11 protein-coding genes and 1 tRNA gene are annotated in these 14,779 nt (G+C 73.8%); 8 read left to right on the top strand and 4 right to left on the bottom strand.

Translation table 11 applies throughout. The annotated features are described in order from the left end of the window. Positions 1 to 6 precede the first annotated feature (6 nt). Both ABZ721_RS08130 and ABZ721_RS08135 read left to right on the top strand, forming a co-directional pair. Positions 7 to 756, top strand: a complete 750-nt coding sequence (locus tag ABZ721_RS08130) for an SDR family oxidoreductase (protein ID WP_358787763.1) — start codon at positions 7 to 9, stop codon at positions 754 to 756. 260 nt (positions 757 to 1,016) lie between these two features. Continuing rightward, positions 1,017 to 1,766: a VTT domain-containing protein gene (locus ABZ721_RS08135; RefSeq protein WP_358787764.1), complete on the top strand. Its 750-nt coding sequence runs from the start codon at positions 1,017 to 1,019 to the stop codon at positions 1,764 to 1,766. 51 nt (positions 1,767 to 1,817) lie between these two features. Here ABZ721_RS08135 and ABZ721_RS08140 read toward each other — a convergent pair whose 3' ends face one another. Continuing rightward, on the bottom strand, positions 1,818 to 2,408 hold the full coding sequence (locus ABZ721_RS08140; protein ID WP_358787765.1) for a TetR/AcrR family transcriptional regulator: 591 nt from the start codon (positions 2,406 to 2,408) through the stop codon (positions 1,818 to 1,820). A gap of 172 nt (positions 2,409 to 2,580) precedes the next feature. Between ABZ721_RS08140 and ABZ721_RS08145 the strand changes: the two genes are divergently transcribed. Continuing rightward, positions 2,581 to 4,806: an MMPL family transporter gene (locus ABZ721_RS08145; RefSeq protein WP_358787766.1), complete on the top strand. Its 2,226-nt coding sequence runs from the start codon at positions 2,581 to 2,583 to the stop codon at positions 4,804 to 4,806. A gap of 42 nt (positions 4,807 to 4,848) precedes the next feature. Here ABZ721_RS08145 and ABZ721_RS08150 read toward each other — a convergent pair whose 3' ends face one another. Next, a complete protein-coding gene (locus ABZ721_RS08150; protein ID WP_358787767.1) occupies positions 4,849 to 5,052 on the bottom strand; it encodes a MarR family transcriptional regulator in 204 nt (67 codons plus the stop codon). Between the two features lie 230 nt (positions 5,053 to 5,282). On the opposite strand from ABZ721_RS08150, the gene ABZ721_RS08155 reads away from it, so the two are divergent. The 3 genes from ABZ721_RS08155 to ABZ721_RS08165 all read left to right on the top strand — a co-directional run bounded on the left by ABZ721_RS08155 (position 5,283) and on the right by ABZ721_RS08165 (position 10,059). Then, on the top strand, positions 5,283 to 5,906 hold the full coding sequence (locus tag ABZ721_RS08155) for a helix-turn-helix domain-containing protein (protein WP_358787768.1): 624 nt from the start codon (positions 5,283 to 5,285) through the stop codon (positions 5,904 to 5,906). Between the two features lie 52 nt (positions 5,907 to 5,958). Continuing rightward, positions 5,959 to 8,502, top strand: coding sequence for an FtsX-like permease family protein (locus ABZ721_RS08160; RefSeq protein WP_358787769.1), 2,544 nt, complete (start codon positions 5,959 to 5,961; stop codon positions 8,500 to 8,502). Positions 8,503 to 8,598: 96 nt separating this feature from the next. Continuing rightward, positions 8,599 to 10,059: a cellulase family glycosylhydrolase gene (locus ABZ721_RS08165; protein WP_358787770.1), complete on the top strand. Its 1,461-nt coding sequence runs from the start codon at positions 8,599 to 8,601 to the stop codon at positions 10,057 to 10,059. On the opposite strand, the gene ABZ721_RS08170 is transcribed toward ABZ721_RS08165, so the two are convergent. Then, complete coding sequence (locus ABZ721_RS08170; RefSeq protein WP_358787771.1) at positions 10,056 to 10,472, bottom strand: CBS domain-containing protein; 417 nt, start codon at positions 10,470 to 10,472, stop codon at positions 10,056 to 10,058. The genes ABZ721_RS08165 and ABZ721_RS08170 overlap by 4 nt on opposite strands. A 265-nt stretch (positions 10,473 to 10,737) precedes the next feature. Continuing rightward, positions 10,738 to 10,813 (bottom strand) — tRNA-Arg (locus tag ABZ721_RS08175). 318 nt (positions 10,814 to 11,131) lie between these two features. Between ABZ721_RS08175 and ABZ721_RS08180 the strand changes: the two genes are divergently transcribed. Next, positions 11,132 to 12,742 (top strand): dynamin family protein, encoded by a 1,611-nt coding sequence (locus ABZ721_RS08180; protein WP_358787772.1) that lies wholly within the window; start codon positions 11,132 to 11,134, stop codon positions 12,740 to 12,742. A 39-nt stretch (positions 12,743 to 12,781) separates the two neighbouring features. Further along, complete coding sequence (locus ABZ721_RS08185; protein WP_358787830.1) at positions 12,782 to 14,389, top strand: GTPase; 1,608 nt, start codon at positions 12,782 to 12,784, stop codon at positions 14,387 to 14,389. Positions 14,390 to 14,779 lie beyond the last annotated feature (390 nt).

The raw sequence follows: 14,779 nt of genomic DNA on the forward strand, positions 1-14,779 counted from the left end.
GAGCGCATGGCAGAGAACGAGGCAGCGGGCCGGAACATCGTCGTGACCGGGGGCGGCACGGGCATCGGCCGGTCGATCGCGACCCGGCTCGCGGCGGCGGGGGACCGGGTCACGATCGTCGGCCGCCGCAGTGAGGTGCTCCGGGCCACCGCCGAGGAGCTGCGCGGCGAGCACGGCCTCGACGTCACCCCCGTCGACTGCGACCTCGCCGACCCCGACCAGGTGGAGGCGGCGCTGCCCCGGCTCCCCGACCACGTCGACGTGCTCGTGAACAACGCCGGCAGCCGGGAGCTGTCGACCGCCCCGGGCCCGCACGGGGTGCGCGCCCGGTGGCGCGGGGACTTCGAGCGCAACGTGCTGACCGCGGTGCTGCTGACCGAGTCGCTGCGCGACCGGCTCACCACGGACGGCGGCCGGGTCATCACCGTGACCTCGGTCGCGGCGCTGCGCGGCGGCGGCTCGTACGGCGCCTCCAAGGCCGCCCTGCACGCCTGGAACCACTCGCTGGCGGCCCAGCTCGGCCCGCAGGGCGTCACGTGCAACATCGTCGCTCCGGGGACCGTCGCCGGGACCGAGTTCTTCGGCGCCCGGCTCGACGAGGCGGAGCTGACGCGCCGGGCCGGCCGGACCCTCGTCGGCCGCGTGGGCCGGCCCGCCGACGTGGCGGCGGCCGTGGTGTTCCTGGCCTCGCCGGAGGCGGGCTTCATCACGGGCGAGATCCTGCAGTGCAACGGCGGCGAGGTACTGGGCCGCTAGCAGTCACTCGTTCGGGTGGTGCTCCCGCTCCCCGACCGCCCCCGGTCCTGTCGATGACCGGCGCCGGGGACCGGTGTCGCGGACCGGCTCTGCGACCACAGGTGGACCCGGACCGGTCCCTGGGGATGACGGGACCGGGTCCTGAGGATGACGTGATCCTGGCAATCCCCTGGGAATCCCCCTATCAGCAGGAAACTCTCTTGCAGCGCTCCAGCCGCCCCTGCCAGCTTGGAGGTACGGGAGGGAAGAGGGGCAGCCCCATGGACGTTGCACAGTTCGTGTCGTCACTCGACTTCACCGCCGGTCTCGTCGAGCACCTGCGGGGTGGAAACGTTGCGTGGGCCTACGCGCTGCTGGCCGCGACCACGCTGCCCCCGCTCGTGCCCAACGCCGTACTGCTGGTCACCGGTGGAGTGCTGGCGGCCCAGGGCCGGTTGGACCTCACCCTCGTCCTGCTGGTCGTCGCGCTGAGCGCGCTGGCCGGGGACATGCTGATCCACCGCACCGGCAGAGCCGTGAGCGGCCGCGTCGTGTCCCGCGTCCACTGCAGGCCGCGGCAGGCGGCGCTGCTGCGCTGGGCAGCGCTGCGCATACAGCGGCATGGGGTGCCCTTCGTCATCGCGGTGCGCTTCCTGCCGAGCGGCCGACTGATCGGCGGCCTGGCCGCGGGCGTCGTCCGCTATCCGGCCCGCCGGTACCTGGCCGGAGCGGGTGTCGCCGAGGCGGTGTGGGCCACGTACTCCGTCGGCGTCGGCTACTTCAGCGGCCGCGCGGCCTCCAACTCCCTGTACGCCGTCGGCCTCGGCCTCGGCGTCTCCCTGCTGGTCGCCGGCGTGGGCGTGCTGGCCCAGTGGGCCTCGGGGGCGCGGGAGCGCCGCCAACTGCCGACGCCCCTTCCCGCGGCCCTCCCGGCCGGTTTCGCGGCCTCGGCGTTCGCTCCTGCCTCGCCCGTCCGGCCCGCGGGCGTCGTGGACGAGGCCCTCTGCGAGTCCGCGGGGCGCAGCAACTAGGCCGCACCGTCGGCGTACTGCCCGGCGGGGGTGCCGCCGCCCAGTCGGCGCTCAGTGGTGGCCGAGGGGCGGGCGGGACTCGGTGCCGACGTACGGGGCCAGGTAGCGGTACAGCAGCCCCTTCAACTCCGCGATGTACGCGTCCTGTTCGGCGCCCTCCTGTGCGAGGACGAGTTCCAGGCCGGTCTTGAACACGGCGAACGCGATCTCGGAGATGCGGGCGCGGTCCGCGGCCGAGAGGAGCGGCGCCCGCAGCTCGATCAGCCGGTCGACCCGTTCCAGCAGGGAGGCGTGCAGCTGATCGTGCTCGTCGACGACCTTGCCCGGGGTGTCGGGGCCCTTGATCAGGGCGAGGAAGGCCGGGTTGGCGCAGTTGAAGTCGATGAACGGGTCCACGATGCGGTCGATCATCTCGGAGAGCGGCAGCGCGGCGTTCTCGGGCGTGAAGACCACGCCGTGCGCCTGCTGCATCTGCTGGATGAGCCGGCCGCCCAGCTCGACCGCGATGGCCTCCTTGTTGGGGAAGAACTGGTAGAGCGTGCCCGGGGAGACGCCGGCCTCGCGGGCGATCGCGTTCGTGCTCGCGGCCCGGTAGCCGGACGTGCAGAACACGCTCGCGGCCGCTTCCAGCAACTGCGTCACGCGGCGCTCCCCGCGCGCCTGGCGACGGCGCGGCTTCTCCTCCACCTCGGACACGTGTAGGCCCCAATCATGATTGACAAACGCGAGTGGTCGCTCGCATTCTTGAAAACGCGAGTGTCTGCTCGTGTTTTTCATTCTAAAGCTCGTTCTACGGGGAGGGGACACCTCAGTGATGCCCGATGTCAACCGGGAGCGCGCCGTGGGGGGCTGGACCCGGCTGGTCACCGCCCGGCCCAGGCTGACGCTGCTGCTCGCGCTGCTCTTCACCGCCCTCGCCGTGGTAGCCGGCAGCGGTGTCGCGGACCGGCTGAGCGGCGGCGGGTGGGAGGCTCCCGACTCGGAGTCGTCCTACGCGACCAAGGCGCTGGAGGAGCGGTTCCCCGCCTCGCAACCCAACCTCGTCCTGCTGGTGGACAGCCGTGGAGCGGGGGTCGACAGCCCGCGGGTGGCCGCGGCGGGCCGCGATCTGGCCCGCAGGCTCGCCGCCGACCCCGCGATCGCCGGCGTCACGTCGTACTGGGGCATGGGAGCGCCCGAACTGCGGGCGAAGGATCGTGGCGAGGCCATGATCGCGGCCCGGATCGTGGGCGGTGACGACGCGGTGGGTGCCGCCGTCGACCGGATAGCGCCCGCCTACCGGGGCTCCCAGGGGGTGGTGGACGTGCGGATCGGCGGAGTGGCCGCGGTCCGGCACGAGTTGCAGAGCACCATCGAGGAGGACCTGCTGCGCGCCGAGATGATCGCGCTGCCGGTCACGCTCGTGCTGCTGGTGATGGTCTTCGGCAGCGCGGTGGCCGCGCTGCTGCCCCTCGGCGTGGGCATCGTCGCGATCCTGGGCACGAACGCGGTGCTGCGCCTGGTCACGTCCTTCACCGATGTCTCCCTCTTCGCCCAGAGCCTGACCACCGTCCTCGGGCTGGGTCTGGGGATCGACTACGCGCTGTTCATCGTGCGCCGCTTCCGCGAGGAGCTGGCGGAGGGGAGCGAGCCGTTGGCGGCGGTGGGCGCGACGCTGCGCACGGCCGGTCGTACGGTGCTGTTCTCGGCGCTCACGGTCGCCGCCGCGCTCGCGGCGATGCTGCTCTTCCCGCAGTACTTCCTGCGCTCCTTCGCCTACGCCGGCATCGCGGTGGTGCTGCTGGCGGCCGGCGCCGCGCTGATCGCGCTGCCCGCCGCCCTGGTGCTGCTCGGACACCGGGTCAACGCGCTGGACCTGCGCAGGCTGTGGCGGCGCCGGACCCCGGCCGCGGAGCGGCGCGAGCCCGGTGCCGGATACGCCGCGCTCGCCCGGCTGGTGATGCGGCGGGCCCCGCTGTTCGCCCTGGGCGCCGCCGCGGGACTCCTGCTGCTCGGGCTGCCCTTCCTGCAGGTCCAGTTCGGCACGGCCGACGACCGGCAGCTGCCGGCCGGAGCCGAGTCGCACGCCGTCCAGCAGCACATACGCGACGACTTCCCCGGCAAGCCGGGCGGCGGCATCACGGTGCTCGCCGAGGGAAGCCCCGACCGGGGCGCGCTCGCCGGATACAAGGCGGAGCTGGCCGCGCTGCCGGGGGTCGTCACGGTCGACGGACCCTTCGTCGCTCCTTCCGGTGGTGCGGCGTACCTGACCGTGCTGCCCCGTACCGAGGCCGTCGACGCCGCCACCCAGGACCTGGTGGGCGAGATCCGGGCGGTGAAGGCACCGTTCACGACCTCGGCCACGGGTCAGGCCGCCGTTCTGGTCGACGCGCAGAAGGCGATCGCCGACCGCCTGCCCTGGGCGGTCGGGATGATCGCCGTCGTCACCCTCCTTCTGGTGTTCCTGCTGACCGGAAGCGTGGTGATACCGCTCCAGGCGGTGGTGCTCAACGCGTTGAGCCTGACCGCGATGTTCGGAGCGGTGGTGTGGGTGTTCCAGGACGGACATCTGTCCGGGCTCCTGGGGTTCACCGCCACCGGCAGCATCGAGACCACCCTGCCGGTCCTGATGTTCTGCCTGGCCTTCGGACTGTCGATGGACTACGGGGTCTTCCTGCTGTCGCGCATCAAGGAGGAGTACGACCGCAGCGGCGACCATCAGGGGGCGATCGTCTTCGGCGTGCGGCGCACCGGCGGCCTCATCACCGCGGCCGCGGTGATCCTCGCCGTGGTCATGGTGGCCATCGGCACCTCCCGGGTGGCCAACACCAAGATGCTCGGCCTCGGTATCGCCCTGGCCGTCCTGATGGACGCCATGGTGGTCCGCACCCTGCTCGTCCCGGCCGTCATGCGGCTGACCGGCCGGGCGACATGGTGGGCGCCGCCCGCGCTGCGCCGGTTCCACGACCGGTTCGGCATAAGCGAGGGCGGGGGAGCGGCGCCGGAGACGGCCCGCGCTCCGCAGCCCGATCAGCGGCGCGAGCCCGAGCCGGTCCGGTAGGCAGGTGACCGAGGGCCCGTCGGGGGCGGGCCCTCGCGAGGGTCAGTCGGATCCCCGGCGGCCCCGGTTTCCGGGCCGCCGGGCACTCCAGGCTCTGATGGTGTCGGCATACCAGAAGGGCTTGCCGCTCTCCACGACATCCGGAGAGGGCAGATGCCCGTGCTTGCGGTACGAGCGCACGGTGTCGATCTGGACCCGGATGTGTGCGGCGATCTCTGCGTACGACCACAGGGTTCGGTCGGTCATGTCACGCACCTCCCTACGGTGGGGTGGCTGTTGATCAGTAAGCCTTGTCCTGTGAACGACATGTCCCGATGGCCGCATGGGCCTGTTGATCTTCTGTGACACGGAACCCGCGTAATGGTGACAAACGTGGCAAGGAGGTGACGATCGCCGCAAGGGTGGGGCCAGCCCCCGTAGTGATTCACGGGGCGCCTCCAGTGCACAGGTAAGTGTGCACAAACGAGTGTGTACCCATGGCGAAGCAACGACAGATCAGGGAGATCGGCGATCTCGGGGCGCTCAAGGCGCTCGCCCACCCACGCCGCCGGCAGATCCTCGAACACCTGGCACTGCACGGTCCGGCCACGTCGGCGACGCTCGCCCGCGCCCTGGACCTGAACACCGGTGCCACCAGCTACCACCTGCGGGAACTGGGCCGCTACGGCTTCGTCGAAGCGGCCGAGGGGACCGGAAGGGGGCGCGAGCGCTGGTGGCAGGCGGCGCCCGCCGACCTGCGCTTCCCCCGGCGCTCCGCGCAGGATGACGCGATGCGGCCGGTCGTCGACGAGATGAACCGTCTCGCGTTCGCCGCCGACCTCGCGCTCTTCGAGCGCTCCCAGCGCGAGGCCGAGGGCGCGTGGGCGGACGGGCTGCCGTACTCCCGGGGCTCCATCCAGGTCACCCTCCCCGAACTGCGGCAGTTCTTCGAGGAGTACATCGCCCTGATCAACCGGTACAAGCGAACCGACGGCGACCTGCCGGACGGCGCGCGGAACGTGCTCACCCGCTTCCTCGCCTTCCCGGCACCGGCCGACGACCCCGCCGGGAGTCCCGCCGAAGGCACCACCGATGACACCGCGAACGGGGACCCCGCATGAGCACCTGCACCGTGGACACCGAGCACCTGATGCGCCGGGGAGCGTGGTTCTGATGCTGCACTACGCACTGCGGTCCCTGCGGGCCCGCAAGGGCGGCTTCGCGGGAGCCTTCCTCGCCCTCTTCTGCGCCGCGGCGCTCGTCACCGCCTGCGGGGTGCTGCTGGAGACCGGCCTCCGGGGCGAGATCGCGACCGAGCGCTACGAGGCCGCGCCGATCGTCGTCGCCGCCGACCAGAACGTGCACCGGACCACCGTCACGGAGAAGAAGGGCAAGACCAAGGTCAAGCACAAGGCCAAGGCGCTCGCGGAGCGGGTCTGGCTGCCGGACAGCGCGGTGCGGACCGTCGCCGGGGTGCCCGGGGTACGGGCAGCCGTCCCGGAGGTCACCTTCCCCGCCTACGCGGTCGGCCCGGGGGCGAACCGGGGCGGGACGAGCGGGAAGCCGTCGCTCGGGCACGACTGGGCCTCCGCGGTCCTGACGCCCTTCACCCTCACCGAGGGCCGCGCCCCGCAGGTGGACGGCGAGCTCGTCGTCGACCGCGACCTCGCCGCCCGCACGGGGCTGAAGCCGGGCAGCAGCGTCACCGTCCAGTCCACCGGTGCCCCGCGTGCCTACCGCGTCAGCGGCATCGCCGCCGCACAGGGCGGCGACCTGCGGCAGCAGACCTCGCTGTTCTTCAGCACCACCGAGGCCCGGCGGCTGGCCGGGCACGCCGGCCAGGTCACCGCGATCGGCGTCCTGCCGGAAGCCGGTGCGGACACCGGCGCCCTCGCCACGAAGGTCGCCACCGCGCTGCGGGGCACGACGGCGCAGGTCCGCACCGGCTCCGACCGCGGTCCGGTGGAGTTCCCCGACGCGGCCAGGGCGCGGATCAAGCTCGTCAGCATGGGCGGCGCGATCGGCGGCACCTCCCTCCTCGTCGCGGTGCTCGTGGTCGTCGGCACCTTCGCCCTGACCATCCAGCAGCGCCACCGGGAGGTGGCCCTGCTGCGCGCCATCGCCGCCACCCCGAAACAGATCCGCCAGCTCATCGGCCGGGAGGCGCTGCTGCTGGGCCTCGCGGCGGGCGCCCTCGGCTCCGTCGCCGGTCTGCCGGTCGCGTCCTGGCTGCACTCCGAGTTCGTCGGCTTCGGCGCCGTCCCGGACACGCTGCGGGTCGCCTGGAGCCCCTTCCCGATGTTCGCGGCCGTGGGTGCCGCGCTGCTGGGCGGCTGGTCCGCGGCCCGGATCTCCGCTCGCAGGGCGTCCAGGATCCGGCCGGCCGAGGCGCTGTCCGAAGCCGCCATGGAGACCCGCACCACCTCGTGGGGCCGGCTGCTCGCCGGCGGGCTCTTCCTCGCGGGCGGCATCGTCCTGCTCGTCGTGCTGAGCGGCCTGCGGACGGAACCCGCGTCCACGCCGGTCACCTTCCTGACCGTGGTGGTCCTCGCCGTCGCGGTCTCCCTGCTCGGGCCGCTGCTGGTCCGTATCGCGGCCACGGTGGCGGCCGTGCCGCTCCGCCTCTCCCGTATCGGCGGCCATCTGGCCGCCGCCAACCTGCGCACCAACTCCCAGCGCGTCTCGGCGGCGGTCACCCCCCTCGCGCTGCTCGTCGCGATGACCTGCACGGTGGTCTTCGTGCAGACCACGATGGGCCACGCCGCCCAGCAGCAGGCCTCCGAGGGCAACCGCGCCCAGTGGGTGCTCGGCGGCGCCGCGCCCGGCGTGCCCGGCGAAGCCGCCGCGGCGGTGCGCAAGGTCCCCGGCGTCACCGCGGTCACCGAGGTCGTACGGACCAGCGTCCGCGTCGGCCTCTCGAAGTACTCGGCGCAGGGCGTCACCCCGGCCGGACTGACGACCACCTGGGACCCCGAGGTCACCCAGGGCACCCTGCGGGGCTTCGGCGACGGCGACCTGGCCCTCAGCGAGGTCGCCGCCGACGGACTGGGAGTGCGGCCGGGCAGCACCGTGCGGCTCACCCTGGGCGACGGCACCCCCGCCGCCCTCCGGGTGACGGCCGTCTACGCACGCGGCCTCGGATTCGGCGACCTGACGATGTCCCACCAGCTGATCGCCCGTCATGTCGACAACCCGCTCGCGGCGGCGGTCCTCGTCGCCAGCGACGGCCGCCCGGACCGTGCGGCGCTCGGCGCGGCCGTCAGGGACTTCCCGGGCGTCGCTGTCCTCGACCACGACGAGGCCGGGGCGGTCCAGGCCGAGGTCCAGCAGTCCAACGCCGAGGTCAACTTCCTGGCCATGGGCCTGGTGCTGGCCTTCACCGCCATCGCGGTCGTCAACACCCTGGCGATGTCCACCGCCGACCGGTACCGGGAGTTCGCGCTGCTGCGGCTGGTGGGCACCACCCGCCGGCAGGTGCTGCGGATGCTGCGGCTGGAGGCGCTGACGGTGGTGACCGTCGGGGCGGTGCTCGGCACGGCGATAGCCGTGGCCACCCTGACCGCGTTCAGCCTGGGGATGACGGGAGCGGCGGCGCCGCGCCTGGACCTCGCCGGATACGCGCTGATCGTGGCCCTGGCGGCGGCACTGACCCTGCTCGCCACCGCCCTGCCGGGCCGGATCGCGCTGCGGGTCCGGCCGTCCGAAGCCCGCGGCTGACCACGAAAGAAGTCCCGTTCGAACGCTTGCTCCCGCAGGGGCTACCGGACAGTATCGGCAGCCATCCGTACGGAGCCCGAGCCGGAGAGGTGGGCCATGCGCCTGCGCCGCACCGCCATCGCACTCGCCGTCAGCGCCGCCCTCCTGGGCGCGGGAAGCCTTCCCGCCACGGCGCAGAGCGCGCCGCCGCCGCGCCCCACCGCGGCGACCGGCACCGTCACCACCCCCGACGGCCGGACCCTTCTCGCCGACCGCGAGGGCCGCGCGCTGCAGTTGCACGGCCTCAACCTGGGCAAGACCGACACCGTCACCGAGGCCGGCATCGCCGAACTGGCGGCGAGCGGCTTCAACCTCGTCCGGCTCAACATCCAGTGGCAGAAGGTCGAACCGCGACGCGGCCACTACGACACCGGCTACCTGCGCTACCTCGACCGGATCATGGGCTGGGCGGACCGGTACGGCGTCCTGGTCCTCGTCGACTGGCACCAGGACGTCTTCGGACCGGCGTTCGGCTTCAACGGCGCCCCCGCCTGGGCCACCCGCACCGACGGCATCCCCTACGAACCGCTGCCCGGCGACGACTGGTTCGCCAACTACTTCCAGCCGGCGGTCGGCGCGGCCTTCCGCCACCTCTACGACGACGCCGACCTGCGGTCCGCCCAGAGCGCCGCCTATGCCCAGGTGGCCGCGACCCTGCGCGGCCACCGGTCCCTGCTGGGCTACGACCTGTTCAACGAGCCGTTCGGCCCGTTCACCGGCGATCCCACCGACCCGGCCACCCAGATCGAGAACTCCGCCGCCATGGAGCGCGGCCGGCTCGCCGGCCTCTACCGGCGGCTGATCGCCGCCGTCCGCACGGCCGACCAGGACGCCTGGCTGTTCGTCGAGCCCACCGTCCTCATCGGCCAGGGCGTCCCCACGCAGCTGCCCGGCTTCGACGACCCGCGGCACGGCGCCGACCGCATCGGCTACGCCCCCCACTACTACGACACCGCCGTGGAGAACGGCGCCGACTGGGACCCGGCCGACGGATTCATCGAGGCCTACGAAGCCGTCATCCGCGCCTATCCGGCCGCCCACCGCATGCCGGTCCTGGTCGGCGAATGGGGTCCCGCGAAGGCCACCGGCAGCGGCAACGCGGAGCTGATACGCCGCCAGACGGCCTCCCTGCGCGGCTTCGCGACCGGCTGGGCCCTCTGGTACGACTGCCACGCCCCCGACGGCGGCGGCTACTGCGCCTACGACACCGACGGCAGGCCCGCGCCCGGCAAGGAGCCGGTCTTCGCCCCCTACGCGGCCGCGACCGCCGGGACACCCGGAACGGAGTCCTACGACGCCGCCACCCGTACCTACACCCTCGTCCTGACCACCACCGCGGTCTCACGGCGCGCCTGGACGGACCTCAGGCTGCCCGCCACGGCCTTCCCGCACGGCGCCAGGGTGTCCGTCACCGGCGCCCGCGGCGCGGTCGTCCACCGGACGGCGGGCGCGGCCCGCATCCTGCTCCCGGCGACCCCGCCGGGCCGCCACGTGACCGTGACGGTCACGGCCCGCTAGTTGGCGCGGATGGCCACCGCCAGCGCACCGGCCTGGGCCGCGCCCAGGTTCCGGGCGACATCGGCCTCGCTGATCATGCCGACGAGCTCGTCACCGTCGAGCACGGGAATCCGGCGGACGCGCTTCTCGGCCATCGCGGCGACGACGCTCTCCGCGTCGTCATCGGCCTTGGCCGCCACCGGCTTCCCGTTCATCAGTTCGGCGGTCCGCACGGCCGCCGGGTCGTGCCCGATGGCCACGCAGCGCAGGACTATGTCCCGATCGGTGAGCACGCCCCGCAGTCCACCGTCCGAGTCGGTGATGGCCAGCGCGCCGATGCCCGCATCCCGCATCCGCTTCGCAGCCACGTCCAGCGTCTCGTGCTCGGAGATGCTTTCCACACCCTTGTGCATGATGTCGCGTGCAGTCGCCACGGAAAACTCCGTCCATCGCAGGTAAGCCCCCGCATCGACGCTAGGCGAGCCCACCGCACCCTGCATCCGGAACCACCCCCGGCTGAGCCGCCCGGGCCCGGCCCAGCACCGGCCCACAGCCGAGATCGCGCCAACCGCGCGGCGCCGCGGAGATCGCGGCCATACCGAAGAAGAACGGAGGGCGATACTCCGCGCCCCCGGCACCATCAGGGCGCTGACCTGCGGAAAGGTTTCGGCGCGGCGGTACGCCGGGCGGGTGGTGCGGTGGTGCCCCCAGCAGGACTCGAACCTGCGGCCAAGTGCTTAGAAGGCACCTGCTCTATCCACTGAGCTATGGGGGCCGGACAGTGGCCGCGGCTGTCTCCGCCCCTGGGTGGTTCCGTGACCTGGCCGGGGTCAAGGATAGGGCGCGGCGGACCTTCTACCGGTTGCTTCACCTCCGTGACACGTTGTGGAGGTTCAGTGAAGCGGTCCGATAATCGCAGGCGGGTACGAATGCTGCACTGCTTTTTCCGCCTCGGTCGGCGGCTGTTGTGCACTCGTTATGCCCGGGTCTCGTCCCGAGTTCCCGGCGCCGTATCGCGTGCGTGCGGGTTGAAAAGGTGTGAACTGGGCGGTATACGCTTCAAAAATGCGCCAAAATGGGGCATTCTGCCGGTGTGGCGATCTTGGACGTACGGCCTGATCTGCTCGACGCGCTGTCCGCGCTGCGCGACCGCGTCGACGTCGCGCGCTTCCCTTTCCCCGTCCGTGGAGCCGCGCGGGCCCGCCGTACCCGCCAGGAGCTGATCGCGCAGCTCGACGACTATCTGGTGCCCCGGCTGCGGACCCCCGAAGCCCCGCTGCTGGCGGTGGTCGGCGGATCGACCGGGGCGGGGAAGTCCACGCTGGTCAACTCGCTGGTGGGGCGACGGGTCAGCGCGGCCGGGGTGCTGCGGCCCACGACGCGGACGCCGGTGCTGGTCTGCCACCCCGCCGACCGCGCCTGGTTCGCCGACTCGCGGGTCCTGCCGGGCCTGTCACGGGCCTGGTCCGCGGGGCCGGGGACGCGGGACGGGGAGGAGGACGGCGGCGCGGAGGACGAGCTGCTGCGGCTGGAGGTCGACGACGCGCTGCCCGAAGGGCTCGCGCTGCTGGACGCCCCCGACATCGACTCGCTGGTCGCGCGCAACCGCGAGCTGGCCGCCAAGCTGATCTGCGCGGCGGACATCTGGATCCTGGTCACGACCGCTTCGCGGTACGCCGACGCGCTGCCCTGGCACCTGCTGCGCACCGCCAAGGAGTACAACGTCACGCTCGCCACCGTGCTGGACCGGGTGCCGCACCAGATCGCCGGGGAGGTCGGCCGGCACTACGCGGCGCTGCTGACGAAGGCCGGGCTCGGGGACGTACCGCGCTTCACCGTCCCGGAGCTGCCCGAGTCGGCGGGCGGCGGCGGGCTGCTGCCGCAGACCGCGGTCGCCGCGCTGCGCCAGTGGCTGGCGGACCACGCCGAGGATCCGGACACCCGCCGCCGCGCGGCGCACCGCACCGCCGTCGGCGTCCTGGACTCGCTGCGCGCCAGGATGCCGGCGCTGGCCGCCGCCTCGGCCGTCCAGCACGCCACGGCGGTACGGCTGGCCCGCGGCGCGGACGACGCCTACGCGGAGGCCGCGGAACGGATCGACAGCGCCGTGACGGCCGGTGTACCGCTGGCCGGGGAGGCGCTGGCGCGCTGGCTGGAGTACCCGCACTGCGGGCGCGAGGCGCTGCAGTCCGCGCTCGCCGACGGGCTGGCGGCGCTGCTGCGCTCCGAGGTCGTGGCGGCCGACGAGCGCGTCACCACCGGATGGCAGCGGGACCGCGCCGGGGTCGCGCTGCTCGCGGAGCCCGGGGCGAGCCCGGACCGGGCGGCGGCCGCGGAACGGATCGAGGCCGCCGTCGCGCGGTGGCGCGAGGGGCTCACCGACCTCGCCTACGCCGAGGTGCGGGCCGCCCGCGACACCGACCGCGCCGCCGCCGACCCGGAGGACGCGGCGGCGCTGCTGGCCACCGTCCTGCTCGGCGGCCGCCGCGGCGGCGGGGCGGGCGAACGGCTCGCCGACACCGTCGGGGCGCAGGCCGCGCTGCGGATGCGCGACCGGGCGCGCGAGCGGCTGGAGGACGGGGTCGCCGCCCTGCTGCGCGGCGAGTGCGAGCGGCGGCTGGCGCCCGTGGACGCCCTCGACGTGAGCGTGCGGCAGCAGTCCTCGCTGATCGCCGCACTGTCCCTACTGCAGAAGGAGAGGTGAGCGGTGGCTTCCACAGCGGGCACCGGCAGGACCGGCGCCATGGGAGGGACGCGCGGCTCGTACGGGGCCCGGCGCGCCCCCGATCCGCTCGCGGCGCGGGTCGACGCGCTCGGGGAGCTCCTGGGGCTCTCCAGGACCCGTGTCAGCCCGGACGAACTGGCCGAGAGCGGAGCGCTGCTGGAACGGCTCGGCGAACGCCGGCGGCTGTCGCTCGACCACACGGTCGTCGCGCTGGCCGGAGCCACCGGCAGCGGCAAGTCGACGCTGTTCAACGCGCTCGCGGGACTGGACCTCTCCGAGACCGGCGTCCGCCGCCCGACGACCGCCGCGCCGGTCTCCTGCTCCTGGGACCCGGCGGGCGCGGCCGGGCTGCTCGACCGGCTCGGCATCGCCCCGCAGGACCGCTACGCCCGGAGGAGCGTGCTGGACGGCGCCGATCGCGTGCCCGGGACGGACGAGCGGCTGGCCGGGCTCGTGCTGCTGGACCTGCCGGACCACGACTCGGCCGCGCTCGGCCACCGCGACCAGGTGGACCGGCTGCTGCGGCTGGTGGACGTCGTGGTGTGGGTGCTCGATCCGGAGAAGTACGCGGACGCCGCGCTGCACGAGCGCTACCTGCGGCCGCTGGCCGGCCACGCGGACGTCACGCTGCTGGTGCTCAACCAGGTGGACCGGCTGCCCGGGGACGCCGCCGACCAGGTGCTCGACGACCTGCGGCGGCTGCTGGACGAGGACGGGCTCGCGGTCGGCGAGCACGGCGACGCCGGCGCGGTGGTGCTCGCGGTCTCGGCGCTCAACGGCGACGGCGTGCCCGACCTGCGGGCCTGCCTGGGGCAGATCGTGGCGGAGCGAGGGGCGGCCAACCGGCGGCTGGCGGCCGACGTGGACCGCACCGCGGACCGGTTGCAGCCGCTGTACGTGGGCGAGGGCGCGGTGGGCCTGACGGATCCCGCGCGCGAGGAGTTCATCGACCGGCTGGCCGACGCGGTGGGCGTCACGGGCGCCCGTGAGGCGGCGGAACGGGCGTGGACGCGCTCGGCGGAGGCCGCCTGCGGCACCCCGTGGGCGCGGCTGACGACCGATCGCCAGGCCGGGGCGGGCGTGAGCGCCCGCGGGCCGGCCGGGCCCGCCGCGTCCCGTCCCGCCGTGGACGAGGCGGTGCGGGCGCTCGCGGAGGACGCGGCCCAGGGGCTGCCCGCCCCCTGGGCGCGGGCGGTGCGGGACGCGGCGCGGCGCGGCGGCGAGGGGCTGCCGGCGGCGCTGGACACGGCGGCGGGCCGCGCGGAGCCGGGGGAGCCGGAACGGCCCGCCTGGTGGTCCGCGGTGGGCGTCGTCCAGTGGCTGCTGATGGGCCTGGCGGTGGCCGGAGCGGTGTGCCTGGTGGCGGTCGCGGTGGGCTCGCTCGACGCCTCGTGGTGGCTGCCGGTGATCCTGCTCGCGGTCGGCGCCCTCGGCGGCCAGGCGCTCGCCTGGGCCTGCCGGGTCGCCGCCCGCGGTCCGGCCCGCCGGCACGGGCAACTCGCCGAGCGCCGGTTGCGGTCGGCCGCGGCGGACCGCGGCCGGGAGCAGGTGCTGGAGCCGGTCGCGGCGGAGCTGCTGCGCTATCGCGAGGTGCGGGAGCAGTACGCGGTGGTGGCCGGGGGCTGAGCCCGGCGGGGCCGAGCAGGGAGCGGCTGAGTCCGGCGCGGTCGCGCCCCAGGCGGCCGGACGCGGCGCCCGCGCTCGCGGTTCGCGTATCGACATTTCACCCGCACGGGTGACGGAGATATCCACAAGCGGCGGGTTATCCACAGGTTGTGGCCCATTTCCCCACGCGCCGTCCCGAGCGGGCACGATGTCCTCAGGGCATTCGGGAGCGGGCTTCTGGCACCCGCCGCAATTCCGATATGTCCTGTGCGACGGGGGTGTTTCGGCAGGTGCGGCGGCGGTCCGGCCGAACCCCATTCCTTCCTGAGAGGACGAGATGTCCGGTTGCGGAGGTTTTTCTGGCTTTTATCGGAACACGTGCGACGGGTGACTTATCGACAATCCCGCGTT

This window comes from Streptomyces sp. NPDC006733 (assembly GCF_040636125.1).
Classification (GTDB): domain Bacteria; phylum Actinomycetota; class Actinomycetes; order Streptomycetales; family Streptomycetaceae; genus Actinacidiphila.

Bases quoted from the DNA above. Each gene is read 5' to 3' on its own strand.
- ABZ721_RS08130 (WP_358787763.1), top strand. From the start codon at position 7: ATGGCAGAGAACGAGGCAGCGGGCCGGAACATCGTCGTGACCGGGGGC.
- ABZ721_RS08135 (WP_358787764.1), top strand. From the start codon at position 1,017: ATGGACGTTGCACAGTTCGTGTCGTCACTCGACTTCACCGCCGGTCTC.
- ABZ721_RS08145 (WP_358787766.1), top strand. From the start codon at position 2,581: ATGCCCGATGTCAACCGGGAGCGCGCCGTGGGGGGCTGGACCCGGCTG.
- ABZ721_RS08150 (WP_358787767.1), bottom strand. From the start codon at position 5,052: ATGACCGACCGAACCCTGTGGTCGTACGCAGAGATCGCCGCACACATC.
- ABZ721_RS08155 (WP_358787768.1), top strand. From the start codon at position 5,283: ATGGCGAAGCAACGACAGATCAGGGAGATCGGCGATCTCGGGGCGCTC.
- ABZ721_RS08160 (WP_358787769.1), top strand. From the start codon at position 5,959: ATGCTGCACTACGCACTGCGGTCCCTGCGGGCCCGCAAGGGCGGCTTC.
- ABZ721_RS08165 (WP_358787770.1), top strand. From the start codon at position 8,599: ATGCGCCTGCGCCGCACCGCCATCGCACTCGCCGTCAGCGCCGCCCTC.
- ABZ721_RS08185 (WP_358787830.1), top strand. From the start codon at position 12,782: ATGGGAGGGACGCGCGGCTCGTACGGGGCCCGGCGCGCCCCCGATCCG.